The following is a 22,407-nucleotide window of genomic DNA, read 5'->3' on the forward strand; positions in this document are numbered from 1 at the left end:
GAGCAATGCGTAAAAACCTGTTAGCGATTCTTGCTGTGTCGTCGTTAGTGTTAAGTTCTGCAACGTTTGCCGCCGATCTTGAAGATGATATGGACACCCTCAGTACCAACCTGAAGGTGGTGCAGAAAACGGATAATGCGACGGAAATGAAAGATGCATTAACCAAGATGCGTACCGCTGCGTTAGATGCGCAAAAAGCGACGCCGCCGAAGCTCGAAAACAAAGCGGCGGATAGCGCAGAGATGAAAGACTATCGCCACGGTTTTGACGTGCTGGTCGGCCAGATCGACGGCGCGCTGAAGCTTGCCAACGAAGGTAAGGTGAAAGAAGCGCAGGCGGCAGCTGACGGATTCGTCGCCACGCGCAACGAAAACCACAAAAAGTTCCGCTAGCATCACCAAACACGATCCACGGGGGCGCAATGCCCCCGTTTTATTTTCCGCAGCGTAATAAGAAAACCTTATCCGCATCACATTTCTGACTGACCGTTGGAAAACGTTTCCGCTCGCCTTCCGCTTTATTTGCCGCCGAATAGCGTGATATTCATCACGTAAAGCCAGTTGATAATACATATTCACCACAATTATGTGGCACAGATCACTGGTGCCGCTTTCCTTTCCACTTCGAAGTGGAAAACAACTCGCTACAAACCTTTAACCTGCCACGTTAGTTTTATCCCAGAGCCAATAACGGGGTAAGACGAGTGATTAACGGAGCGGTAATGAACGACGTTGGGGACCAGGCTGCGCAAACTGAAACGCTCGCCGACAGCATGCTTGAGCAGGTCTATGCCCTGCTTGCCCGCCACAACATCATTCCCAATGACGTCCAGCAGCAAATGCTGACCTCGCACGTTCGCGCAATGGCGCATCGGTCAGTGACCGGCGAACCGCTGCCGGAGGTCGAAGCCGACCTGTTTGACGAAATTTCAGCAGATTCAATGCAACTGGCCCGAGAAGTGGTCGCGCAGTTCGGCAATCTTCCTGATGAAGAAGCCTGGCTGCTCTCCGTTCACTTCGAAGTCGCAAAAGACAACCTTTAAGGAGCAACACCATGGAACAAATTACCGTTGTGATCGGCGATCGCCTGGGCAAAGGCCAGAAAGTGGCAGCCGGTGTAGAAAAAGCGGGTGGCCGTGCGGTCGTCGTACCAGGTGTGGCGGCGGATATGAAGCTGGGTGACGTGATGAAGGCGGAAAACGCCACCTTCGGGATCTCCTTCTGCGGCAGCGGCGGCGCGGGTGCTATCACGGCGCAAACCAAACACGGTTACAAGGCTAAATACGGCATGCGCTCGGTAGAAGAGGGCGTCACCGCCATCAACGAAGGCAACAATGTGCTGGGCTTTGGCTTTATGGATAAAGAAGAGTTGGGCGAACGACTGGTGCAAGCCTGGCTGAAAAAGTACGGCGCATAAGCATGAAAGAGCAATTCACCACAACGGTGAGGGTAAAAGGCAAAGGCGACGCGAAAACCCGCGCCTTTGCCGACGCGCTGAACCACGTTCAGGCCGCGGTGATGAAGGCATCGCCGCACATCTTACTGCGTATTGAGCCACAGGACGTGCAGGTTGTTCAGGCGCAAGAAGCGGTGCGTAAAGAAGCTTTTCTGTTCTTCTTTTTGCGCCGGGAAAGACGCACCTACAGCGTGGAGCTGGACGTGACCGTCAACGTGACCGCCATCAATCTCGACCAGGTGGATTTCGTCACGCAACGCTGATTCTCACTAATAGGGCAGACTAATGTTCCTGATAATTTTAATAAAATCGCTCATCATCGGCGGCCTGGTTGGCGTCGGCGTGGGCGCCGGGGCTGCACGCATGTTTCATGCGCCTACCACACAGGGTATGGGCGCGTTTCGTACGTTGGGGGAACTGAACTCCTGCGAAGGGGATCCGGCTTCTCACTTCTCCTTTGGTCTGGGCTTCTTCTTTAACGCCTGGGCATCGTCCGTCGCGGCGGGGGCTTTTACACAGGACGTTGACCATCGCATCATCCCTAACTGGGGTGCGGCGGCGTTAATGTTAAAAAACCGCAACGTCGGCGAGACGCTGCACGATCCACGCAAAATGGCGATTGCCTGCGGCGTGATCGGCATGATCGTGGTCACCTTCCTCAACCTCACTGCCTCCTCCGTTCCGGCGGCACTTCAGGTGACGGCCGTTAAGGTGCTGGTTCCGGCAGCTAACCTGCTGGTAAACACCGTCATGCCGGTGATCTTCTGGCTGGCAGCCATCGACGCGGGTAAAAAATCGGGCTTCTGGGCCACCGTCTTCGGCGGCGCGGCGCAGCTGATTATGGGCAACGCCGTTCCGGGTCTGGTGCTCGGCATCCTGATTGGTAAAGGCGTGGAAGAGAGCGGCTGGAACCGCGTGACCAAAGTGATGATGGTGGCGATTGTTCTGCTGTTCGTCCTGAGCGGTTTCTTCCGCGGCTTCGACATGAAGATGATCGAATCCTTCCATCTGACCGTGCCGAACTGGCTCGACATGATCCACAGCTCGATCAGCGGCAAATAACAGGAGCCTCTAAATGGAACAGAATAAAGGTTTTTGGTATGCCGACTGGTCGTTCCCGATCTTCGTTGGCCTGCTCTCTTCCGGCGTGTTCGCCGGGACGCACATGTACTACCTCTACGGCATCGGCGCGTTTAACGAAGTGGCCTTTGTGGCCATGCTGAAAGCGGGCATTGATACCGGCGTATACGGCGCGGTCGCGGCATTTGGCGCAAGCTTCCTGTTTGCACGCATCATCGAAGGCTCGCTGGTGGGGATTTTAGACATCGGCGGGGCCATTCAAACCGGCGTCGGCCTGGGTGTTCCGGCCCTGCTGTTGGGCGCGGGGATCATGTTCCCGGTGACCAACTTTCTCGCCTCGCTGGCGACCGGCCTGGTCATTGGTCTGGCGATTGGTTACCTGATTATCCTGGCGCGTAAGTTCACCATTAATCAGAGCAACTCCACCTACGGCGCAGACGTGATGATGGGCGCGGGTAACGCCTCCGGGCGCTTCCTTGGCCCGCTGATTATTCTCAGCGCTATGGCCGCGTCGATCCCGATTGGTATTGGATCGCTGGTGGGCGCACTGCTGTTTTACATCTGGCAGAAGCCGATTACCGGCGGCGCTATCCTCGGTGCCATGATTTTAGGTTCGCTGTTCCCGGTGGCCCTTTAACTCCCTCGGGCGCTTCGGCGCCCGTCTTATCAGGAGACTGCTATGTTCGATTTACTCCTGCGCCATGCGCGTCTGACTGACGATACCCTGACTGATATCGCCATTCACGACGGCAAAATCGCGGCGCTGGGCGAGATTTCCACTCCCGCACACAACACCATCGATCTTAACGGCGACGTGTACGTCAGTGCGGGCTGGATTGACTCTCACGTCCACTGCTACCCCAATTCCCCGATTTATCACGACGAGCCGGACAGCGTGGGCATCGCCACCGGCGTCACCACCGTGATAGATGCGGGCAGCACCGGCGCGGACGACGTGGACGATTTCTATAACATCACCCGCCAGGCCGCCACTGACGTTTATGCCCTGCTGAATATCTCTCGCGTCGGGCTGATTACGCAGAACGAACTCGCGAACATGACCAACGTTGACGCCGACGCGGTGGCTCAGGCGGTCGCGCGCTACCCCGATTTTATCGTTGGCCTGAAGGCGCGCATGAGCAGCAGCGTGGTGGGCGATAACGGCATTACGCCGCTGGAGCACGCGAAGGCGATGCAGAAGCAAAACGGCGATCTGCCGCTGATGGTGCACATCGGCAACAACCCGCCGAACCTTGACGAGATTGCCGAGTTGCTGAGTACCGGCGACATCATCACCCACTGCTACAACGGCAAGCCGAACCGCATCCTGACACCGTCGGGCGAACTGCGCGCGTCGATTACCTCTGCGTTGAAACGCGGCGTGCGTCTGGATGTCGGCCACGGCACCGCGAGCTTTAGCTTTGAGGTGGCGAAACGCGCCATCGCGATGGGCATCTTGCCGCACACCATCAGCTCGGATATCTACTGCCGCAACCGAATCAATGGCCCGGTCGGCAGCCTGGCGAGCGTGATGTCCAAATTCCTCGCTATCGGCCTGTCACTGCCGCAGGTGGTGGAATGCGTCACCGCTAACGCCGCCGACGGCCTGCGCCTGGCGCACAAAGGCCGACTTAAGCCCGGCCTGGACGCCGACCTGACGCTGTTCACCGTGAAACGCCAGCCGACGCTGCTGACGGACGCTGAAAACGACAGCCTACAGGCTGAACACATTCTGGTGCCGCTTGCCGCGATCCGCGCGGGCAAGGGCTACATGACCGAACAAGGGAGCACGGAACATGCCTTCAATTTTTGAGAAGTACAATCTAAAGCAGGTGATTAATACCTCCGGGCGCATGACCGCGCTGGGTGTCTCCACGCCGCGCCCGGAAGTGGTGCAGGCCGCGATGGACGGCATGAACCAGTACTTCGAAATGAAGGATCTGGTCAATAAAACCGGGGAATACATTGCGAAGCTGCTCGACGTGGAAGGCGCGACGGTCGTCTCCTGCGCCTCGGCAGGGATCGCCCAGTCGGTGGCGGCGGTGCTGGTCAAAGACAGCGACTGGCTGCTGGAAAACCTGCACGTGACGCCCATTGAGAACAACGAAATTGTGCTGCCGAAAGGCCATAACGTGAACTTTGGCGCACCGGTTGGCACCATGGTCGCCCTCGGTGGCGGCAAAATGGTCGAAGCGGGTTACGCCAACGAGTGCTCAGCCGATCAGCTGGCGGCGACAATCACCCCGCGCACCGCGGCTATCCTCTATATTAAGTCTCACCACTGCGTGCAAAAAAGCATGTTGAGCGTCGAGCAGGCGGCGGTTGTCGCGCGCAAACACGATCTACCGCTGATCGTCGATGCGGCGGCGGAAGAAGATCTACATGCTTACTATCGCTCGGGCGCGGATCTGGTTATCTACAGTGGCGCGAAGGCCATCGAAGGGCCGACCAGCGGACTGGTGATCGGCAAAACGCAGTACGTCGAATGGGTCAAACGCCAGACGGCGGGCATTGGCCGCGCCATGAAGGTCGGCAAAGAGGGCATTCTGGGCCTGACCTGCGCCATCGAACTTTATCTGACTGCCACCAAAGAGAGCGGTGCGGAGATGGTGGCGAAGATGACGCCGTTTATAGACGCGCTCAATACCTTAAACGGCGTCTCAGCTCGCGTGGTTTGGGACAGCGCCGGGCGCGATATCGCCCGCACTGAAATCAAATTCGATGAAGCGACGACCGGCATCGGGACTGGCGACGTGGTGGCGAAGCTGAAGCAGGGCGAATATGCCATTTACTTCCGTGGCTACAAGGCTAACGAAGGGATTATCGAAGCGGACGTGCGCAGCGTGAACGCCGACCAGTTGAACATTGTGTATCGCCGCATTAGCGAAGTATTAGGACAGGAGAAATAAGCATGAAACTGACCCCCAATTTTTATCGTGACCGCGTCTGCCTGAACGTACTGGCAGGCTCAAAAGCCAATGCCAGCGCGATTTACGAGGCGGCGGAAGGCCATGTACTGGTCGGCGTGCTCTCCAAAAACTATCCTGATGTTGCCAGCGCGGTGGCCGATATGCGTGAATACGCGCAGCTTATCGATAACGCGCTGTCCGTCGGGCTGGGTGCGGGCGACCCGAACCAGTCAGCGATGGTGAGTGAAATTTCCCGTCAGGTGCAACCGCAGCACGTTAACCAGGTATTTACCGGCGTCGCGACCAGCCGCGCGCTGCTGGGGCAAAACGACTCCGTCGTGAACGGCCTGGTATCCCCAACGGGTACCGTCGGGATGGTGAAAATATCCACCGGCCCGCTGAGCAGCGCGGCACCGGACGGCATCGTACCGGTTGAAACCGCGATTGCTCTGCTGAAAGACTTCGGCGGTAGCTCAATCAAATACTTCCCGATGGGGGGGCTGGCGTGTCGCGACGAATACAAAGCGGTGGCAGAAGCCTGCGCGAAGCATGATTTCTGGCTGGAGCCGACGGGCGGTATCGATCTGGAGAACTTCGAGGCGATCCTACAGATCGCCCTGGATGCGGGCGTAAGCAAAATTATCCCGCATATTTATAGCTCGATTATCGACAAAGCCAGCGGCGACACGCGCCCGGAAGACGTGCGAACGCTGCTGGAGATGACGAAGACGTTAGTTAAATAAAGTGAGCCGTAAGAGGATATAAACGTGCGATTTCCGAACCAACGTTTAGCGCAACTGTTTGATCTGTTGCAAAACGAGACGCTGCCGCAGGACGAGCTGGCGCAGCGGCTTTCGGTATCCACACGTACCGTTCGCGCTGATATCACCGCCCTTAATGCGCTGCTGGCGAGCCACGGCGCGCAATTTATCCTGAGTCGCGGTAACGGCTATCAGCTAAAAATTGACGATGCAGCACGTTATCACTCCTTACAGAATTCCCGCCCGCGTGCGCTGCGTGTTCCGCGTACCGGGCAGGAACGCGTGCATTATCTGGTGGTGCGCTTTCTCACGTCGGCGTTTTCCTTAAAGCTGGAAGATTTAGCGGATGAATGGTTCGTTAGCCGCGCCACGCTGCAAAGCGATATGGCTGAAGTGCGCGAGTGGTTTAACCGCTACAGCCTGACGCTGGAAACCCGCCCTCGTCACGGCATGAAGCTGTTTGGCAGCGAGATGTCGGTGCGCGCATGCCTGACCGATTTACTGTGGGAACTGGCGCAGCAGGACAGCCTCAATCCGCTGGTGACCGAAATTGCCTTAAACGCGGGCGTTCCGGATCAACTGATCGCTGTTCTGCACGACACCCTGACGCGCCATCACATTCGCCTCACCGATGAAGGCGAGCTGTTTGTACGTCTGTACTGTGCGGTATCAGTGCGCCGCATCAGCGAAGGCTACCCGCTGTCAGAATTTAACGCCGAGGACGTAGAAGAGAACGTGCGCGACGCCGCGCGGGATATCGCCACCGCCCTTTCACAGCTTGCCGATAAAGCGCTTTCGCCCTCTGAGGAAAACTGGCTGTGCGTGCACATTGCTGCGCGCCAGATTCAGGAGATTGCCCCAAGCGCCATCAACGCCGACGATGAAGAAGCGCTGGCGAACTACATTCTGCGCTACATCAATACGCACTATAACTACAACCTGCTCAACGACGCGCAACTGCACGCGGACCTGCTGACGCACATCAAAACCATGATCACCCGCGTTCGCTACCAAATCATGATCCCTAATCCGCTGCTGGATAATATCAAGCAGCACTACCCGATGGCGTGGGACATGACGCTGGCGGCGGTCTCTGGCTGGGGGAAATACACCCCGTATGCGATCAGCGAAAACGAGATTGGTTTTTTGGTGCTGCATATCGGCGTCGGGCTGGAGCGGCACTATAACGTGGGTTATCAGCGCCAGCCGCGCGTGCTTTTGGTGTGTGATGCTGGCAACGCCATGGCGCGGATGATCGAGGCGGTATTGCAGCGCAAATACCCGCAAATTGAAGTGACCCGTACCGTGACGCTGCGCGAGTACGAGCTGACGGAAAACATCAGCGAAGATTTTGTTATCTCCACCGCCCGGATCAGCGAAAAGGCCAAGCCAGTGGTGATGATCGCGCCGTTCCCGACAGATTATCAGTTAGAGCAAATCGGCAAGCTGGTGCTGGTGGACCGCACGCGTCCGTGGATGCTGGAAAAGTACTTCGACGCCGCCCATTTCCGCATTATCGACACCCCTGTCGACAGGCAAACGTTGTTCCAGGAACTCTGTTCGCAGCTGCAAGCCGAAGGGTTTGTGGGCGCAGAGTTCCTTGATTCGGTCGTGGAACGTGAAGCCATTGTTAGCACCATGCTCGGCGATGGCATCGCATTGCCGCACTCCCTGGGATTGCTGGCGCAAAAAACGGTGGTCTACACTGTGCTCGCGCCCAATGGCATCCAGTGGGGCGACGAAACCGCGCACGTCATCTTCCTGCTGGCAATCAGTAAAAGCGAATACGAAGAGGCGATGGCCATCTACGATATTTTTGTCACTTTCCTGCGTGAACGCGCCATGACACGGCTATGCGGGTGTCACGATTTCGAAGAGTTTAAAACGGTGGCGGTAGAGAGCTTGAGTCGATTTTGAGAGGCGTTATCCAGAATTCGATGTAATGCGAATGTAATGCTAAACTGCATTACACATTTGTATTTACTGGAGGCATAATGGCAACGCTCAACGTCCGCCTGGACGATAAACTCAAAAATGAGGCCTACGCCGTGCTGCAAAAACTCAACCTTACACCGACGGAAGCCGTTCGCCTGCTGTTTCAATACGTCGCGGAAAATGGTCGTATGCCGGTAAAAACCGTCACCATTAGCGACAGCGAAGAGGCTTTAATACAAGTCGTACGTGAACGGCTGGCGCATCCTGAAAAGGGAATAAAGGTTAGTCTGGATGACCTATGAGCTGGCGTTTGATCCGCGCGCGCTGAAAGAATGGCATAAGCTGGGTGATACGGTGAAAATCCAGTTCAAGAAGAAACTTGCTGAGGTGCTTTCAAGCCCGAGGATCGAATCGGCCAGACTGCACGATTTGCCTGATTGCTATAAAATTAAGTTGAGATCGTCCGGATACAGGATGGTCTATCAGGTTCGGGAAGAGAGGGTGACGGTGTTTGTGGTAGCCGTTGGAAAGCGCGAAAGATTAGCCGTCTATCAACAGGCTGACAAACGGCTATAGTCATTATCGGAGGTGATGCACCACCTGATTACTGCTACCGCGCCAGATAAGCGCCGGGTCTTTTAAATCCTGCACAAATTTTCCGTCGATCAGCACGTTTATCAGACTCACCACTTCCCTCTGCGCGGCGTTCAGTTCGTCGAGCTTATAGCCGGTCCACACCCAAATGTCCTTGCCTTCACACTCCTGGCGAATGCGTTTTACCAGCTTGAGAATATCCGCCACGTTCTGCGGATGGAGCGGGTCGCCGCCGGAGAGAGTGATCCCTTGACGGTGAATGCGCGTGTCGTTCAAATCGTTGATGATCTTGTCTTCCATCTCAGCGGTAAACGGCTCGCCGGAGTTTACTCGCCAGGTGCTTTTGTTGTAACAGCCGGGGCATTCGTGAACGCAGCCAGAGACAAACAGAGTGCAGCGGGTGCCGGGGCCGTTGACGATGTCGACGGGGTAATACTGGTGAAAATTCATTTTCGCTTCCCAATTGACGCCATGACTGCGTTGGCTGCACTCGCTCACCCTAACCAACTGCTCGGTGCGGTCTTTTCTCCCTCGCCCCTTTGGGGAGAGGGTCGGGGTGAGGGGTTAGCCGATCTGCCCATTCCCCAAATGCTTCACGCGGCGCTTCACTTCTTCCTGCTTGCCGGCGTTGAACGGACGCGCATCCGGGCTGCCAAGATAACCGCATACGCGGCGAGTCACGGAGACGCGCGCGGCGTCGTGGTTACCGCATTTCGGGCAGGTGAAGCCTTTGCTGGTGCACTCAAACTCGCCGGTAAAACCACACTCGTAGCACTCGTCAATCGGGGTGTTGGTCCCGTAATACGGCACGTGCTGATAGCTATAATCCCACACGTCTTCCAGCGCCTTCAGGTTGTGCTGGATGTTCGGGTACTCGCCGTAACAGATGAAGCCGCCGCTTGCGACCGGCGGATAGGCCGCTTCAAAGTCGATCTTGTCGTACGGGTTCACCTTTTTCTCGACGTCGAGGTGGAAGCTGTTGGTGTAATACCCTTTGTCAGTTACGCCGTTCACTACGCCAAACTCGGCGGTATCCAGACGGCAGAAGCGATCGCACAGGTTTTCGCTTGGCGTGCTGTACAGGCTAAAGCCGTAGCCGGTTTCGTCTTTCCACAGATCGACCGCATCGCGCAGACGCTGAACAATAGCCACGCCTTTTGCGCGCAGCGCTTCGCTGTCGTACACGTGCTGGTCGCCGAACAGTGCATTAATAGTTTCGTGGATGCCGATATAGCCCAGCGAAATGGACGCGCGGCCATTCTTAAAGATTTCCGAAACGTCATCGTCCGCTTTCAGACGTACGCCGCAGGCCCCTTCCATATACAGAATCGGTGCCACGCGCGCTTTCACACCTTCCAGACGCGCGATGCGGGTCATCAGCGCTTTACGCGCCAGTAACAGGCGCTCGTCCAGCAGCGTCCAGAACGCGGCTTCATCGCCTTTCGCTTCCAGCGCGATGCGCGGCAGGTTAAGGCTGATCACGCCCAGGTTGTTACGCCCGTCGTGGATCTGCTCGCCGTTTTCATCTTCATACACGCCAAGGAAGCTGCGGCAGCCCATCGGGGTTTTGAACGAACCGGTGACTTTCACCACCTGGTCATAGTTCAGAATGTCCGGATACATGCGCTTGCTCGCGCACTCCAGCGCCAGCTGCTTGATGTCGTAGTTCGCGTCGCCTGACTTGTGGTTCAGCCCGTCGCGGATGGCAAATACCAGTTTCGGGAACACGGCGGTTTTGCGGTTTTTGCCCAGACCGGAAATGCGGTTACGCAGAATAGACTGCTGAATCAGACGCGATTCCCAACTGGTGCCCAGACCAAAACCAAAGGTCACAAACGGCGTTTGACCGTTGGCGGTGTGCAGCGTGTTTACTTCATATTCCAGCGACTGGAAGGCGTCGTAGCACTCTTTTTCGGTGCGGGAACGGGCGTACTCGTCCGCATTCGGGATCTGCCACTCTTGCGCCACCTTACGATGCTTGTTGAAACTCTCGGTCACGAACGGGGCCAGCACTTCGTCGATGCGGTTGATGGTGGTGCCACCGTAAATATGGCTGGCGACCTGCGCAATAATTTGCGCGGTCACCGCCGTGGCGGTGGAGATGGATTTCGGCGGTTCAATCTCGGCGTTACCCATTTTAAAGCCGTGGGTCAGCATGCCCTTCAGGTCGATCAGCATGCAGTTGAACATAGGGAAGAACGGCGAATAGTCGAGATCGTGATAGTGGATCTCACCCCGTTCGTGCGCCTGTACCACGTCGCGCGGCAGCAGGTGCTGACGGGCATAGTGTTTCGCCACAATACCGGCCAGCAGGTCGCGCTGGGTAGGGATCACCTTACTGTCTTTGTTAGCGTTTTCGTTGAGCAACGCTGAGTTAGTTTGCTCGACCAGACCGCGAATTTCCTGGTTCAGGCGGCCGCGTTTTTCACGCTGGATGTCACGGTCGTGACGATACTCAATGTAGGCACGCGCCAGCTGCTTGTACGGCCCGGACATCAGCTGGTTTTCGACCGCAGTCTGGATATCATTAATATCCACCTGACTACGCTCGTTCATCTGGTTACAGACGATTTCTGCGACGGTGGCGCAGTAATCTGCGTCATCGACTCCCGCTGCTTTAGCTGCACGCAAAATAGCTTCTTTGATGCGCTCTGACTTAAATGGCACTTTGCAGCCATCTCGTTTCATCACATGCGGTGTCATGATCACTCCATTAAAAACAGGTTATCCACAGAGGCGAGGAAACATGCACTGTGCAGATTTGCAGACAGCCCAGTCACTTCCCTCATTTTCGACCCTTGTTATCCACAATTCCGGCCAGCGTCAACGCCGTTGTCTTGTTGGAATAGTAGACGATAAATACAACATGTAGGGTCGGCGTGCATTTTAAGTTCTATATGTAGTGATTTGCATCAAACATGTTTACGCTTTTCTTGATTCAGAACAAAGTAAAAGGACGAGAGTACAAACGGCGGGCATTACAGCGTTTGTAAAAAATAGCGGGAAAAATCTGATTAATTATTCAACAAAAACAGGCGCTCAGCACCGTGCATGCTGAGCGCCTGACCCTTAACTCACCCCGCAGGCCCAGCTTAGCCCGGCCTGGAGAAAGGCGACTGCTGCAACAATGCCCAGCACAGCGGGAATCAACACGGAGCGAGCGGGCTCAGCATCCTTTTTCGGCGGTTCTTCATGGCGCAGTGCAGACATTGCCTCGTCGTAGCTGCGCGCGGCCAGAAGCTGATTACGCACACGATCGTCAGTGAGTGAACTGGTGAGCTGCGTCAGCAACTGCATATGCGTACTACCTGCCTCCGCAGGTGGAATAGCGAGCAGGAAAACCATCCTGACCGGTTCGTCTCCTTCCAGCCCTGGCCAGAGAATCGGATCGTCAAAAAGTGCCATGCAAAACGCCGCCTGAAGTACCGCCTCTGTTTTACCGTGCGGGACGGCCAGCGCTTCGCCAAGTGCGGTAGGACCTTCAGTTTCGCGTTGTAAAACGCTCTGGATAAACGCGTCTTTATCGTTAACGATGTTTCGCCTGACAAGCGGTTCGGATAGCCACCGGATCAGCGCTTCAGGAGAACGGCAGGGTGGATTGATAAATACCAGGTCGGGATGCGTGAGTGCGAGTAGGTTCATCTTAAGCCTCAATCAAAAAATCGCAGGTCGCGGAAGGGGCGATCATCGTCACTGACGGCACGCGCGCTTCCAGATAATTAATCTGGGGAAGACCTGCCAGGTTTGCCGGGACGGGAGCTGGCTGCATTCCGGCGTTAAACACACGAGCGATAGTGCCCGACGAGAGTTGAGCATGGGGCAGGGCAGAAAGGACGAGCGGTTCGGGTAAAGCGAACAACGAGAATTCAGCCGGGAGCGTGCGGTCGGAAAGGGGTAATGAAAAACGCTCAAGACGATGATCGAGGGTATGCAGCGTCTGCCGCTGATAGGTGAAGGGTTGTCCTGTAGCCTGATTTTCCAGCTGTCGAAGCGTCAGAGGGTCCGCATTGTTAGCCAGCGCGACGGTGAATGAAAAGTGCAGTGGCTTTAGCAACTGTGCATCCGGTGTGTGGACTACCGTATTGTTAATGCCAGATGCCCGGCCCGGTCGCCAGGCCAGGTCGCTGCGTCCCAACACGCCCGTCGATTTAAATAACGTTAAGGCAATCGCTGCCGGTTCGCTCCCCACAATCTGAAACTCTTTCATCCCACGGCTATTCACCACCAGCGCTTTGCCCGATTCCGCAATGGCAATAATCCCCTCGCTGGTTTCAATGTCCACGGGCATCTCGCGATAGCGTTCCTGCCAGTTTTGCTCCTCATACCCCGTCTGGCGATGGATGATCGAGAAGGGCTGTGAGGCGATGGAGCGATCGGTGCAAATATCACTGTTGATCAGTAAACGTAGCCGGTGATCGCAGTGGCTATTTTCCAGCGCGCTATCCACGTACAGGTTCGGATCGTCTGAACGCAACTCGCATACCAGACGGATCAAGAGTGGTTTGCGAGTTTTATTCCTGCGTCCAGAGAGATCCTGCGGCAGAGACATGACCGCCTCAATTGTCATCGTCTGGCAAAGCGGTGTTTTCTGACACTCAATGAGAGTGAAATGTGCGCAGCGCGTCGGTTCATCGCCCGCGAGCGGCGAGAAATCATAGCTGTCGCCAGCATCTGCGCAGTCTTCGAGGCTAAATAAAGACGTGATACGCCTGCTGCTGCATTTGTCTTCTAGAACAAGCGCACCGGCCTCCAGCGTCAGTCGATAAGCAGAATTCTCTATCCCTTGCCCCTTCACGCCCGGTCTCTGTTCGATTGGGGCGGCGCTTTCTTCAACCTTAACGGTGATATAGCCGACCGACGGCACAACGGGCGTCTGCAACGCCACCTGCCAACGAAAATAAGGCGGAAGGCGCGTTTCACATTCTCCCTCAGAGGTCAGGGATATAGCCGTTCCACCCGGTAATATCTCTTTATCCAGTACGTCGAAAGGTATCGGCTGTCCACGATGTGTCAGGGAGATATTTTCAGTGCGGCTATACAAGGTGGTTTTCACCACGCGGCAGGTCGGGATCGCCAGCGGGTTGAAAATCAGCAGCTCGCCCTCCTGACAGCAGGCGGTAGACAGGGTTTTCACCACCAGATTCCACAGGCTGTGACACAGTTGCTCGGTTTGTTCCAGACGATGAAGAATGTCACGATTAGTGGCATCGCTGTTGCAGCCGCCTATGGAGTCGTGGGCATGGCTTCGCAGCAGCTTCTTCCAGAGGGTATCGACCAGAGACAGGTTGACCGCAATGCCCTGATGGCGCGCCATTGCGATAGTGGGTTCCAACTGCCGCAGGATGAATTGCTCAATGTCGTAATTTTTCTTTTTAATGTCGTAGCGCACTGAGCCGATCGTTTTGTGAATTCGGGTGTATCGCGGTGATTTCAGCTCGCCCTCAAATAATTCAAATTGTTCATGCTTAGCGCGCAGGATGCTGACGTAGTGCTCAAGCGAGCTTATGACGTAGTTATCCTGCGTAGGGGAATGCATGCTGGCGACCTTCAGGATGTCTGGCAGCGTAGGGTCGATGCTGACCTGATCGCCACCGCAGGGCAGGAGCAGGTCATCGATACCCGCCCGGGAACGCAGTAGATCCACCATCGGGAAGATTTTACCGTGCAGATGGCTGGCTTCTGAACGGATGTTTTTGGCCGCGCCATAGCCCAGCGCCATTGCACAGGCGATGATGGTTGCCCCTGACGGCGCGCGCCAGCGGAACTGGCTCTGTTTAGCCTGTCGGTCGTGGTCGATGCCGCGCCAGAACACGATGTTGTCGATATTACAGCCCTGCAAAATCGTGGGCATCTGCGCGTTGTGGCCGAAAGTATCCGGTAGATAGCCGACCTGCATGGCATGTCCAAGCGTTCGGGCCGCGAAGATACCGTACTTGAGGTTGCGGATAATCGATTCGCCGTGAACGTTGTAGGTATCCGTCTGGGTATACCACGGCCCGACAAACACCCTTTTCTCGCGCACCAGTTTTTCCAGCCGTGAGCGGTAACCGGGATTAATGGCGAGAAAGTCATCCACTACCGCCATCTGTCCGTCAAGGTGATAGCAATGCCAGGTCGGGTCCTGCTCCAGCGTGTCGATGACGTCCGCAAAGTTATATGACGCCAGTACCATGCTGTCCTGGCGGGTGAAATACCACTCCTGATCCCAATGCGTATGGGCGATAACGTGGATCTGACTCATGGTACGTCCCTCACAGATTGTTCTTTGGACTGACATAGAGAACGCCTAGTGCGCAAATCAGGGCACCAATAAAGACGCTCACCATGTATCCCGTCACGTTGGTTGCCAGCGGCCAGCCCCAGATGGCCGGCAGGGGGAGCGTCTGCTTCACGCCAAGGGCAATGGCGACCAGCGCACCGGAGACCGCACCTGTCATGAAAACGGGGATCAGACGTGGGTTTTTCAGGATGAAGGGGATTGCGCCCTCAGAAATACCGATAAAACCCAGCAGTAACGAGGTACTGCCAACGGTTTTCTCTTCTTGGCTGAACACATCCGGTAGACCAAAGCGACCGTTGAGGAACGCGGCGAGGCCGACACCAATAGAAGGGATGACGATAGATAATTCTCGGGCGGTTAAATCAAACGTCTCGCTCATGCCATTTAGCCCAAGCGCAACCGACCCTGCTGCCTTGTTGACGGGGCCGCCCAGGTCGAACGCGGTGCCCGCAGCGATCATTGCCGAATAGAATCCCCGTCCGGTGTCACCCGCCGAGGTGAAAAAGACCACCATTAGCTGGTTAAGTGAGCCAAAAATAGGGTTAATCAGATATTCCATCACCATCACCAATGTAATGCCGGTGATCAGCGGAACGACCAGCATGGTCTTGATGGTGGTGAGCTGCTGGCGGACGTGAATCGAATCATTCAGCCAGCGCACCAGGTAGCCGACAAAAAAGCCAATCCCAATCGCGCCGAAAAAGCCGGAGGGCATAAAGCTTTCGATATCAAAGAAGCGTTTGTAGACCTCGTCTGACATGATCCCGCCGATAAGGCCAGGGATCAGCGCCGGTTTTCCGGCAATGGAAAAGGCCAGGTACATGGCGAAGACGGGATACATGAACTTTATGGTCATAAAGCCCACTTTATCCAGCACGCTGAACGGCGAATGCTCAATGTTAATAAACTGCCCGGTGATTTTGGCCGTCGCCATCATCAGCCCGCCCATGACCACGACCGGTAGCATATAGCTGATTGCCGCCATGATGTGGCCAATAAAAGTGTGGTAAGCCGAGCGCGGGATCTCTTCTTCGTCGGCTATCGAGGTGACGTTTTTTTCCATTGCCAGCGCCTGACGCAGGTAGCGATCGGTATTTTTGATAAGCTCCTGAGTGCGAATCTTAAGGTGGGGAAGGTTATCGAAACGCTCCGCGTCCTGAATGGGAACGTCGGTCGCAAGGATAATCGCCGTAGCAGAGGCGATATCCTGCCGGGTTAACCGGTTTTTAACGCCGTCGCTTCCCTGCGTTTCGACTTTTACCTCAATGTTATGCTCTTCAGCCCATGCGATAATTTTACTCGCCGCCATAAATGTGTGTGCAATTCCTGTTGGACAGGCCGTTACAGCGATAATTTTTTGTTTCATCATTGTAATATTTCCCTGGGTGTGCGAATGCCGGAAGTATAATGGGAACCCAAGGCCATTTTTATTGTTTGCTAATACTAATTACGTATCGTGATACGCCATGTTGCAATATGTGAAGCGTCTTCCAGAGACTATTTCTCTGTTCTGTTAATATTGCGTTGTGTTTTAACAGGGCGTAAAAGATGAATTCATTTCAGGGAAGTGAACGTTTGATATTTGAATACATTCAGTATCATGCTCATAATATTTCTAATATATCGGCAAAAGAGATTGCGCGAGATACCTTTACGACCACGACATCCGTTAATCGTGTTTGTAAAAAGATGGGCTATAACAGCTATACCGAACTTCGTTATCGATTTTTGCGCGATCATTTTACGCCTGTTCCTACTGAACCTGGCGTTGGATCGCAGGCGGACGACATCATGACTGATGTGTCCAGGTTACTTATCCAATCGAGCCATATCTATCTGTATGCACGCGGCGCGTCTCTCACCAGCCTGAACTACCTGTCGCGTTTTTTATCACTGGCGAGCCTGCCACATCTTATTCTGAATGATATGCATCAGCTGACCCGGGTCTCGAAAGGGACTCTCGTGCTAATCAGTAAATCCGGCGAGACGCAGTCACTCATTGAAATGGCGCGTAACGCCCTGCGTAAGGGGCTCAAGATTATTGCGATTACGCGTCAGGGGTCGACGCTGGCTGCACTGTCTACCCTGTGTTGGCCGTTGTCGATTGATATCAACGCGGTATCGTTATATCAGCGAGAGGGGCAACTGGAGCTATTAAGCGCCGTAGATCGTATCGGCTGCAGGCTTCTGCAGCACGATACGGAGTAGGTCAACGGTCAGAGTTGCTTCACAATGCCCAGACGTACGGCATAATCATTTTCATGATTACCATCCTGAGTGATATACGTTTTATCCAGTGAAACCAGTTCGACGTATGGCGTCCAGCCGTCGTCGAGCTTGTAGTTAAACGCGAGGGTGTGCTCCCAGTAGGTATCATCTCCGGTGCCCTGATCGACATTATCCTGCCAGCGGAAGCGCGGGTTATAGGACATGCCGAATTTCCCTATGTTATAAGCCAGCCACAGGTCGAACTGATGTGACTCCCGCCGGGTGTAACCGTTGCCGTCTAACATTCTGTCGCTATGCTCATCGTTAACGGTGTTATAGCGATAGCGGGCGGACATATTCAGCCCATTATCGAACGCTTTCCAACCCTGAATGAAGGGGCGGTAATGGGTATTGCTGGCCGTAAAGACGGTCACCATCCCTGGTGCAACGGCGAAACCGTCTCCGAGATCAAAGCGCCAGCGCGTTTCGATTTCCTGCGCCGCCTCCGTTAATCCTTTTTCGTCGGGGTTATATCTGTCGGTGTCACCAAAAAAAGTGTCGTTATGGTTTTGCGCAGCTTCGACGGAGAAGTAAAAACCGTTATTAGCCTGATGCATCATCTTAATACGAGAGTCATTAACATCCGAGCGCGTATTATGACCAAAGCGCAGGTCGACGGATGTACTTCCGCACCATCCCTGCGCGCTTAATAATAATGTGCTAATACATGTTGCTTTAATAATTGTGATTTTCATAATGTCCTGCCGAGGTTATTTAAAGGGCAGGTCTATTCTTATTTTGGCACGTCACGATGTAAAAGTTATCGTCGTACATTTTGCGTATCGCTAAACGTAAAAAAAAAGAGATACAGCATGCTGTATCTCCTGAGGGTTATTCCTGTACCCACCATACGGCTTCAAAAGGGCGTAATAGCATTTTGTCTGGTCGGGGGACGGCATTCTCGTAGTTGCTCAGTGCAATTCGCCATTCACCCTGAACCGGGGCAGGCAGCCACTGCTGAGGCTCATGGCTCAGGTTCGCCACGACAATCAGGGTTCGCCCCTGCCACTGGCGGCGGTAGCACCACAGCGACGGATCTTCAGGCAACAAGTCTTGATAATCCCCCCACGTCAGCACTGGCAGGGTCTTGCGCAGACGGATCAGGGTCTGGTAGGTATAAAATACAGAATCCGGATCCTCCAGCGCCGCACGGGCATTAATTGTCTCGTAGTTTTCGCAGACGCCAATCCACGGCTCTCCTTCACTAAACCCTGCGCTGTGCGAGGCATCCCACTGCATTGGCGTGCGGCCATTATCGCGCGATTTACAGGCCAGAATCGCCAGTAATTCCTCCGCTTCGCGACCGTTCGCCCGCAGTTCGGCGAACATGTTGTGGCTTTCGACATCGCGATAATCGGTAATACGGGCAAAGTGCGGGTTGGTCATGCCAATCTCTTCGCCCTGATAAATGTACGGCGTGCCCTGCATTCCGTGCAGAACCATGCCGAGCATTTTGGCCGCCGGGACGCGATACTCGCCTTCGTCGCCAAAGCGCGACACGATGCGCGGCTGATCGTGGTTACACCAGAACAGCGCATTCCACGCTTTGTTATGCATGCCCTGCTGCCAGTGGGTAAACAGGGCTTTCAGCGCGACAAAATCGGGCTTCGCCTTTGTCCACTTTTCACCGTTCGGATAGTCGACCTTAAGGTGGTGGAAGTTAAAGGTCATCGACAGCTCACGCCCGTCGAGCGCGGCGTACTGCTGGCAGTTTTCCAGCGACGTCGAGGACATTTCGCCTACGGTCATCAGGTTACGCGGGGTAAAGACGTCGCGGCTCATCTCCTGCAAATAGTCATGCACGCGCGGTCCGTCGGTGTAAAAGCGACGACCGTCGCCAATCTCGTCGTTCGGGAAGTCCTGATCCTTGGAGATCAGGTTAATCACATCGAGACGCAGACCGTCCACGCCGCGATCGGCCCAGAACTCGCACACTTTTTTCAGCTCGGAGCGGACCTCTGGGTTCTCCCAGTTGAGGTCCGCCTGCTCTGGCGCAAAAAGGTGCAGGTAATACTGCTCGCTTTCGGCGTGCCAGCGCCAGGCGTTGCCGCCAAACTTGGAGCGCCAGTTATTCGGTAGCGCGTCCGGCGTACCGTCGCGCCAGATATAGAACTGCCGATACGGACTCTCTTTATTCAGCGATTCACGGAACCAGGCGTGCTGCGTGGAGGTGTGGTTGAGCACCATATCCAGCACGATGCGGATCCCACGGGTGTGCGCCTGAGTCACCAGTTCGTCAAAATCATCCAGCGTGCCGTAGGCCGGATCGATGGCGGTATAGTTCGCCACGTCGTAGCCGTTATCGACCTGCGGAGAGATGTAGAACGGCGTCAGCCAGATGGCGTCGATGCCGAGGGTGTGAAGATAATCGAGACGCTGCGTAACGCCGCGTAAATCACCGGTGCCGCGACCGGTGGTGTCCTGGAAACTCTTTGGGTAAATCTGATAGATGACGCCGTTTTGCCACCAGTGTGGAAGGGTATTCATATTTCGTTCCTGCAAATGCGTAGGGGCGCAAGTGCGCCCCGAAAGAAGGATTTAAACAATCTGTAGCGTGCCCTGACGGAACTTACGCTGATAAACCACGGTGGTGAGCGCCATCGGGACGATAACGGCTATCGCCGTTGCCAGCGCAAACACCTGCCAGTACGCGGGCTGAATGGAGAGAATGCCCGGCAAGCCGCCGACGCCGATCCCGTTCGCCATCACGCCGTTCAAACCGCACAGCAGCGCTGCCAGACCGGAGCCAATCATGGCGCACAGCATTGGGAAGCGGTATTTCAGGTTGATGCCGTACATCGCCGGTTCGGTCACGCCGAGGTAGGCGGAGATAGCCGCCGGAACCGAGATTTCACGCTCGTTGTGTTTGCGACTGACGATGATAATGCCGGTAACCGCAGAGGCCTGAGCAATGTTAGACAGCGCAATCAGCGGCCAGACAGGCGTGCCGCCCAGGCTCTGAATCATCTGCATATCAATCGCTAACGTGGTCTGGTGTACGCCGGTAATCACCAGCGGGGCGTACAAGAAGCCAAACAGCGCGGCACCAATAGGCGCGAAGCTACCGGTCATCAGGTGACGCACCGCGAAGGCCACGCCGTCGCCAATCATGCGGCCAAACGGCCCAATAAAGGCGTGTGCCAGGAATACCGCCAGAATCAGCGAACAGACCGGCACCACCACCAGATAAAGGTAATCCGGCACCAGGCGTTTTAAGCGGGTTTCAATAAAGCCGAGCGTCAGACCTGCCAGCAAGGCCGGTATAACCTGCGCCTGATAGCCGACTTTGGCGATGGTGAACAGGCCGAAATTCCACACGTCCGGCACCTGCTGACCCAGTAAGTAAGCGTTCATTAACTGCGGAGAAACCAACGTGACGCCCAGCACGATACCGAGAATCGGGGTGCCGCCCATCTTGCGCACCGCCGACCAGCAAATCCCGACCGGCAGATAGAAGAAGATCGCTTCGCCAATCAGCCACAGGAAGTCATAGATGCTTTGCAGCGCGGGGCACATCTGCGCCAGCGTTTTGCCATCGCTCATCGGCACGTCGCCGATCACGTTACGAAAGCCCAGAATCAAGCCCCCGCTAATCAGCGCTGGCAGCAGTGGGAAGAAGATTTCCGCAAAGTGGGAAATCAACTGCTCATGCCATTTCATATTCTGGCGCGCGGCTTTTTTGGCCTGCTCTTTATCCGCAGACGAATGGCCGGTAGTCGCCAGTAGCGCCTGATAGTAATCGCCCACTTCGGTACCGATAACCACCTGGAACTGCCCGGCGTTGGTGAAGCAGCCCTTGACCATCGAAAGGTCTTCGATGGCTTTCGGGTTGGCTTTGGCCGGATCGTTCAGCACAAAGCGCAGGCGGGTGATGCAGTGGCTGACGGTCGCGATATTCTCGCGTCCTCCAACCAATACGATCAGTTGGTCGATGTCTGTTTGTTTGACTTTGCTCATCATGAAACCTCATGACAGATGGAAGGGTAATGACCTGGACGCAAGCCTACTCTTTAAGCGTAACGGCGAAAATGGGAACGTTCCCGAAATCAGGCAAAGATCACAATAATCCGTTTCAAGGGGGTTCAGGAAAGGTGAGCTGGGATGACGATTTGTCGTGGTTCGCTGCGTCCGTTGATCTGCTCGATCAGCTGCGATGCCGCCTGACGACCGGCTTCGGCGTAGCCGGGATCGACGGTGACAATTTCCGGGTGCAAGAATTTCATCAGCGGCGTACTGCCCACGCTTGCCAGCTGGACGCTCTCAATGCGTTGCTCTTGTAAATACTTGCTCGCACCGAGCGCGAGGGTATCTGTCGCGCACACCAGCGCAGTGGTCTGCGCGGTCAACACGCTGGCAACCTGATCGTAGCCTTGCTTCATGGCCAGGCCGGGCAGGGAAGCGACCGCAGGCAGGTTATGTTTTTTACAGAACGCCAGGTACGCTTCATGGCGGCGTTTACCGGTGGTCACGTCGCTGTGCGGCACGCCCAGGTAGCTGATATGACGATGGCCCTGCTCGTAAAGGCGCTGCATCAGGGTACGAATCGCCCCTTCATCGTCATAACAAACGGAGGCAAAGCCATGCGCATCGCGCGCCAGCATCACCAGCGAAGCCTGCCACGGTTTGAGCATTTCATCCTGAATGCCGGTAAAACCAAACAGCACTACGCCGTCGATATTGCGACGTTGCAGCATGCCGAGATGCTCTTCCACCATGTGCGTTGAAAACTGGCTTTCCATCATGATCGGATCGTAGCCCTGCTCGTAAAAGGCGGGCAGCATGGTTTGTACGGCGAGGTTTTCAGACAAGGAATCAAGACGAGAAACAATAATTGCCACCACTTTGTCGCTCTGCCCACGCATGGCGCGCGCGGAGCGGGAAGGAGAAAAACCATGCTGATTCATCACCGCTTCGACGCGTTCACGCGTACGCTGGCTGACACCGCTTTCGTTGTTCAGCACGCGCGACACGGTGGATTTCCCCACGCCGCTTAATCGGGCAATGTCTTTAATGGTCAGGCGGTTCTGCATCCTTTATTCCCTGTAACAGCGACAAAGTAGTCAATTGAGCCTAATGCGACAGCACATTTTCGCAATGGGCAAAGTCTGGTTTACGTCTGGTTTAG

General features: G+C 55.3%; 22 protein-coding genes. 13 read left to right on the forward strand and 9 right to left on the reverse strand.

All coding sequences use genetic code 11. From position 1 onward, the window contains the following. Positions 1 to 5 precede the first annotated feature (5 nt). The 12 genes from cybC to AC6EMZ_RS12830 all read left to right on the forward strand — a co-directional run bounded on the left by cybC (position 6) and on the right by AC6EMZ_RS12830 (position 8,716). The gene (gene cybC, locus AC6EMZ_RS12775; protein ID WP_498402901.1) at positions 6 to 392 is read left to right on the forward strand and encodes a cytochrome b562; all 387 of its coding nucleotides are present in this window, start codon (positions 6 to 8) and stop codon (positions 390 to 392) included. Between the two features lie 311 nt (positions 393 to 703). Beyond that, the gene (locus tag AC6EMZ_RS12780) at positions 704 to 1,042 is read left to right on the forward strand and encodes a glycine dehydrogenase (protein WP_498402902.1); all 339 of its coding nucleotides are present in this window, start codon (positions 704 to 706) and stop codon (positions 1,040 to 1,042) included. An 11-nt stretch (positions 1,043 to 1,053) separates the two neighbouring features. Continuing rightward, the gene (locus tag AC6EMZ_RS12785) at positions 1,054 to 1,416 is read left to right on the forward strand and encodes an SFCGS family glycine-rich protein (RefSeq protein ID WP_498402903.1); all 363 of its coding nucleotides are present in this window, start codon (positions 1,054 to 1,056) and stop codon (positions 1,414 to 1,416) included. Between the two features lie 2 nt (positions 1,417 to 1,418). Beyond that, positions 1,419 to 1,718 carry a DUF4312 family protein gene (locus AC6EMZ_RS12790; protein WP_133631859.1) on the forward strand — a complete coding sequence of 100 codons (300 nt, stop codon included), beginning with the start codon at positions 1,419 to 1,421 and terminating at the stop codon, positions 1,716 to 1,718. Positions 1,719 to 1,740: 22 nt separating this feature from the next. Next, entirely contained in the window at positions 1,741 to 2,517 is a 777-nt protein-coding gene (locus AC6EMZ_RS12795) for a DUF4311 domain-containing protein (RefSeq protein WP_498402905.1), read from the forward strand. Between the two features lie 13 nt (positions 2,518 to 2,530). Beyond that, positions 2,531 to 3,172, forward strand: coding sequence for a DUF4310 family protein (locus AC6EMZ_RS12800; RefSeq protein ID WP_498402906.1), 642 nt, complete (start codon positions 2,531 to 2,533; stop codon positions 3,170 to 3,172). Between the two features lie 42 nt (positions 3,173 to 3,214). Then, the gene (locus tag AC6EMZ_RS12805) at positions 3,215 to 4,348 is read left to right on the forward strand and encodes an amidohydrolase/deacetylase family metallohydrolase (protein ID WP_498402907.1); all 1,134 of its coding nucleotides are present in this window, start codon (positions 3,215 to 3,217) and stop codon (positions 4,346 to 4,348) included. Continuing rightward, on the forward strand, positions 4,332 to 5,444 hold the full coding sequence (locus AC6EMZ_RS12810; RefSeq protein ID WP_498402908.1) for a DgaE family pyridoxal phosphate-dependent ammonia lyase: 1,113 nt from the start codon (positions 4,332 to 4,334) through the stop codon (positions 5,442 to 5,444). The genes AC6EMZ_RS12805 and AC6EMZ_RS12810 overlap by 17 nt, the downstream gene beginning before the upstream one ends. Positions 5,445 to 5,446: 2 nt before the next feature. Beyond that, entirely contained in the window at positions 5,447 to 6,187 is a 741-nt protein-coding gene (dagF, locus tag AC6EMZ_RS12815) for a 2-dehydro-3-deoxy-phosphogluconate aldolase (RefSeq protein ID WP_498402909.1), read from the forward strand. Between the two features lie 24 nt (positions 6,188 to 6,211). Beyond that, on the forward strand, positions 6,212 to 8,122 hold the full coding sequence (locus AC6EMZ_RS12820) for a BglG family transcription antiterminator (protein WP_498402910.1): 1,911 nt from the start codon (positions 6,212 to 6,214) through the stop codon (positions 8,120 to 8,122). Between the two features lie 77 nt (positions 8,123 to 8,199). Next, positions 8,200 to 8,442 (forward strand): type II toxin-antitoxin system RelB/DinJ family antitoxin, encoded by a 243-nt coding sequence (locus AC6EMZ_RS12825; RefSeq protein ID WP_498402911.1) that lies wholly within the window; start codon positions 8,200 to 8,202, stop codon positions 8,440 to 8,442. Beyond that, positions 8,432 to 8,716, forward strand: a complete 285-nt coding sequence (locus AC6EMZ_RS12830) for a type II toxin-antitoxin system RelE family toxin (RefSeq protein ID WP_498402912.1) — start codon at positions 8,432 to 8,434, stop codon at positions 8,714 to 8,716. Before AC6EMZ_RS12825 ends, AC6EMZ_RS12830 begins: the two co-directional genes overlap by 11 nt. A gap of 3 nt (positions 8,717 to 8,719) precedes the next feature. Here the strand turns inward: AC6EMZ_RS12830 and nrdG are convergent, their stop codons facing one another. From nrdG to AC6EMZ_RS12855, 5 genes are all read right to left on the reverse strand, one after another. Further along, complete coding sequence (gene nrdG / locus AC6EMZ_RS12835) at positions 8,720 to 9,184, reverse strand: anaerobic ribonucleoside-triphosphate reductase-activating protein (protein ID WP_498402913.1); 465 nt, start codon at positions 9,182 to 9,184, stop codon at positions 8,720 to 8,722. Positions 9,185 to 9,298: 114 nt separating this feature from the next. Next, entirely contained in the window at positions 9,299 to 11,437 is a 2,139-nt protein-coding gene (nrdD, locus tag AC6EMZ_RS12840; RefSeq protein ID WP_498402915.1) for an anaerobic ribonucleoside-triphosphate reductase, read from the reverse strand. 366 nt (positions 11,438 to 11,803) lie between these two features. Then, positions 11,804 to 12,376: a PTS sugar transporter subunit IIA gene (locus AC6EMZ_RS12845; protein WP_498402916.1), complete on the reverse strand. Its 573-nt coding sequence runs from the start codon at positions 12,374 to 12,376 to the stop codon at positions 11,804 to 11,806. Between the two features lies 1 nt (position 12,377). Continuing rightward, positions 12,378 to 14,975 (reverse strand): glycoside hydrolase family 38 N-terminal domain-containing protein, encoded by a 2,598-nt coding sequence (locus AC6EMZ_RS12850; RefSeq protein WP_498402917.1) that lies wholly within the window; start codon positions 14,973 to 14,975, stop codon positions 12,378 to 12,380. Positions 14,976 to 14,985: 10 nt separating this feature from the next. Beyond that, complete coding sequence (locus AC6EMZ_RS12855) at positions 14,986 to 16,383, reverse strand: PTS fructose transporter subunit IIC (protein ID WP_498402918.1); 1,398 nt, start codon at positions 16,381 to 16,383, stop codon at positions 14,986 to 14,988. Positions 16,384 to 16,562: 179 nt separating this feature from the next. Here AC6EMZ_RS12855 and AC6EMZ_RS12860 point away from each other — a divergent pair, with 179 nt between their 5' ends. Further along, positions 16,563 to 17,222: a MurR/RpiR family transcriptional regulator gene (locus AC6EMZ_RS12860; protein WP_498402919.1), complete on the forward strand. Its 660-nt coding sequence runs from the start codon at positions 16,563 to 16,565 to the stop codon at positions 17,220 to 17,222. 8 nt (positions 17,223 to 17,230) lie between these two features. Here the strand turns inward: AC6EMZ_RS12860 and AC6EMZ_RS12865 are convergent, their stop codons facing one another. The 4 genes from AC6EMZ_RS12865 to treR all read right to left on the reverse strand — a co-directional run bounded on the left by AC6EMZ_RS12865 (position 17,231) and on the right by treR (position 22,312). Continuing rightward, positions 17,231 to 17,977, reverse strand: coding sequence for an oligogalacturonate-specific porin KdgM family protein (locus AC6EMZ_RS12865; RefSeq protein WP_498402920.1), 747 nt, complete (start codon positions 17,975 to 17,977; stop codon positions 17,231 to 17,233). A gap of 136 nt (positions 17,978 to 18,113) precedes the next feature. Continuing rightward, positions 18,114 to 19,769, reverse strand: coding sequence for an alpha,alpha-phosphotrehalase (gene treC / locus AC6EMZ_RS12870; RefSeq protein WP_498402921.1), 1,656 nt, complete (start codon positions 19,767 to 19,769; stop codon positions 18,114 to 18,116). Between the two features lie 51 nt (positions 19,770 to 19,820). After that, the gene (gene treB / locus AC6EMZ_RS12875; RefSeq protein ID WP_498403265.1) at positions 19,821 to 21,239 is read right to left on the reverse strand and encodes a PTS trehalose transporter subunit IIBC; all 1,419 of its coding nucleotides are present in this window, start codon (positions 21,237 to 21,239) and stop codon (positions 19,821 to 19,823) included. Positions 21,240 to 21,364: 125 nt separating this feature from the next. Continuing rightward, on the reverse strand, positions 21,365 to 22,312 hold the full coding sequence (treR, locus tag AC6EMZ_RS12880) for a trehalose operon repressor TreR (protein ID WP_498402922.1): 948 nt from the start codon (positions 22,310 to 22,312) through the stop codon (positions 21,365 to 21,367). Between the last annotated feature and the right edge of the window lie 95 nt (positions 22,313 to 22,407).

It is taken from the genome of Enterobacter sp. SCRI0065 (assembly GCF_059766475.1).

Bases quoted from the DNA above. Each gene is read 5' to 3' on its own strand.
- cybC (WP_498402901.1), top strand. From the start codon at position 6: ATGCGTAAAAACCTGTTAGCGATTCTTGCTGTGTCGTCGTTAGTGTTA.
- AC6EMZ_RS12785 (WP_498402903.1), top strand. From the start codon at position 1,054: ATGGAACAAATTACCGTTGTGATCGGCGATCGCCTGGGCAAAGGCCAG.
- AC6EMZ_RS12790 (WP_133631859.1), top strand. From the start codon at position 1,419: ATGAAAGAGCAATTCACCACAACGGTGAGGGTAAAAGGCAAAGGCGAC.
- AC6EMZ_RS12795 (WP_498402905.1), top strand. From the start codon at position 1,741: ATGTTCCTGATAATTTTAATAAAATCGCTCATCATCGGCGGCCTGGTT.
- AC6EMZ_RS12800 (WP_498402906.1), top strand. From the start codon at position 2,531: ATGGAACAGAATAAAGGTTTTTGGTATGCCGACTGGTCGTTCCCGATC.
- AC6EMZ_RS12805 (WP_498402907.1), top strand. From the start codon at position 3,215: ATGTTCGATTTACTCCTGCGCCATGCGCGTCTGACTGACGATACCCTG.
- AC6EMZ_RS12810 (WP_498402908.1), top strand. From the start codon at position 4,332: ATGCCTTCAATTTTTGAGAAGTACAATCTAAAGCAGGTGATTAATACC.
- dagF (WP_498402909.1), top strand. From the start codon at position 5,447: ATGAAACTGACCCCCAATTTTTATCGTGACCGCGTCTGCCTGAACGTA.
- AC6EMZ_RS12825 (WP_498402911.1), top strand. From the start codon at position 8,200: ATGGCAACGCTCAACGTCCGCCTGGACGATAAACTCAAAAATGAGGCC.
- AC6EMZ_RS12830 (WP_498402912.1), top strand. From the start codon at position 8,432: ATGACCTATGAGCTGGCGTTTGATCCGCGCGCGCTGAAAGAATGGCAT.
- nrdG (WP_498402913.1), bottom strand. From the start codon at position 9,184: ATGAATTTTCACCAGTATTACCCCGTCGACATCGTCAACGGCCCCGGC.
- nrdD (WP_498402915.1), bottom strand. From the start codon at position 11,437: ATGACACCGCATGTGATGAAACGAGATGGCTGCAAAGTGCCATTTAAG.
- AC6EMZ_RS12845 (WP_498402916.1), bottom strand. From the start codon at position 12,376: ATGAACCTACTCGCACTCACGCATCCCGACCTGGTATTTATCAATCCA.
- AC6EMZ_RS12850 (WP_498402917.1), bottom strand. From the start codon at position 14,975: ATGAGTCAGATCCACGTTATCGCCCATACGCATTGGGATCAGGAGTGG.
- AC6EMZ_RS12855 (WP_498402918.1), bottom strand. From the start codon at position 16,383: ATGATGAAACAAAAAATTATCGCTGTAACGGCCTGTCCAACAGGAATT.
- AC6EMZ_RS12860 (WP_498402919.1), top strand. From the start codon at position 16,563: ATGAATTCATTTCAGGGAAGTGAACGTTTGATATTTGAATACATTCAG.
- AC6EMZ_RS12865 (WP_498402920.1), bottom strand. From the start codon at position 17,977: ATGAAAATCACAATTATTAAAGCAACATGTATTAGCACATTATTATTA.
- treC (WP_498402921.1), bottom strand. From the start codon at position 19,769: ATGAATACCCTTCCACACTGGTGGCAAAACGGCGTCATCTATCAGATT.
- treB (WP_498403265.1), bottom strand. From the start codon at position 21,239: ATGAGCAAAGTCAAACAAACAGACATCGACCAACTGATCGTATTGGTT.
- treR (WP_498402922.1), bottom strand. From the start codon at position 22,312: ATGCAGAACCGCCTGACCATTAAAGACATTGCCCGATTAAGCGGCGTG.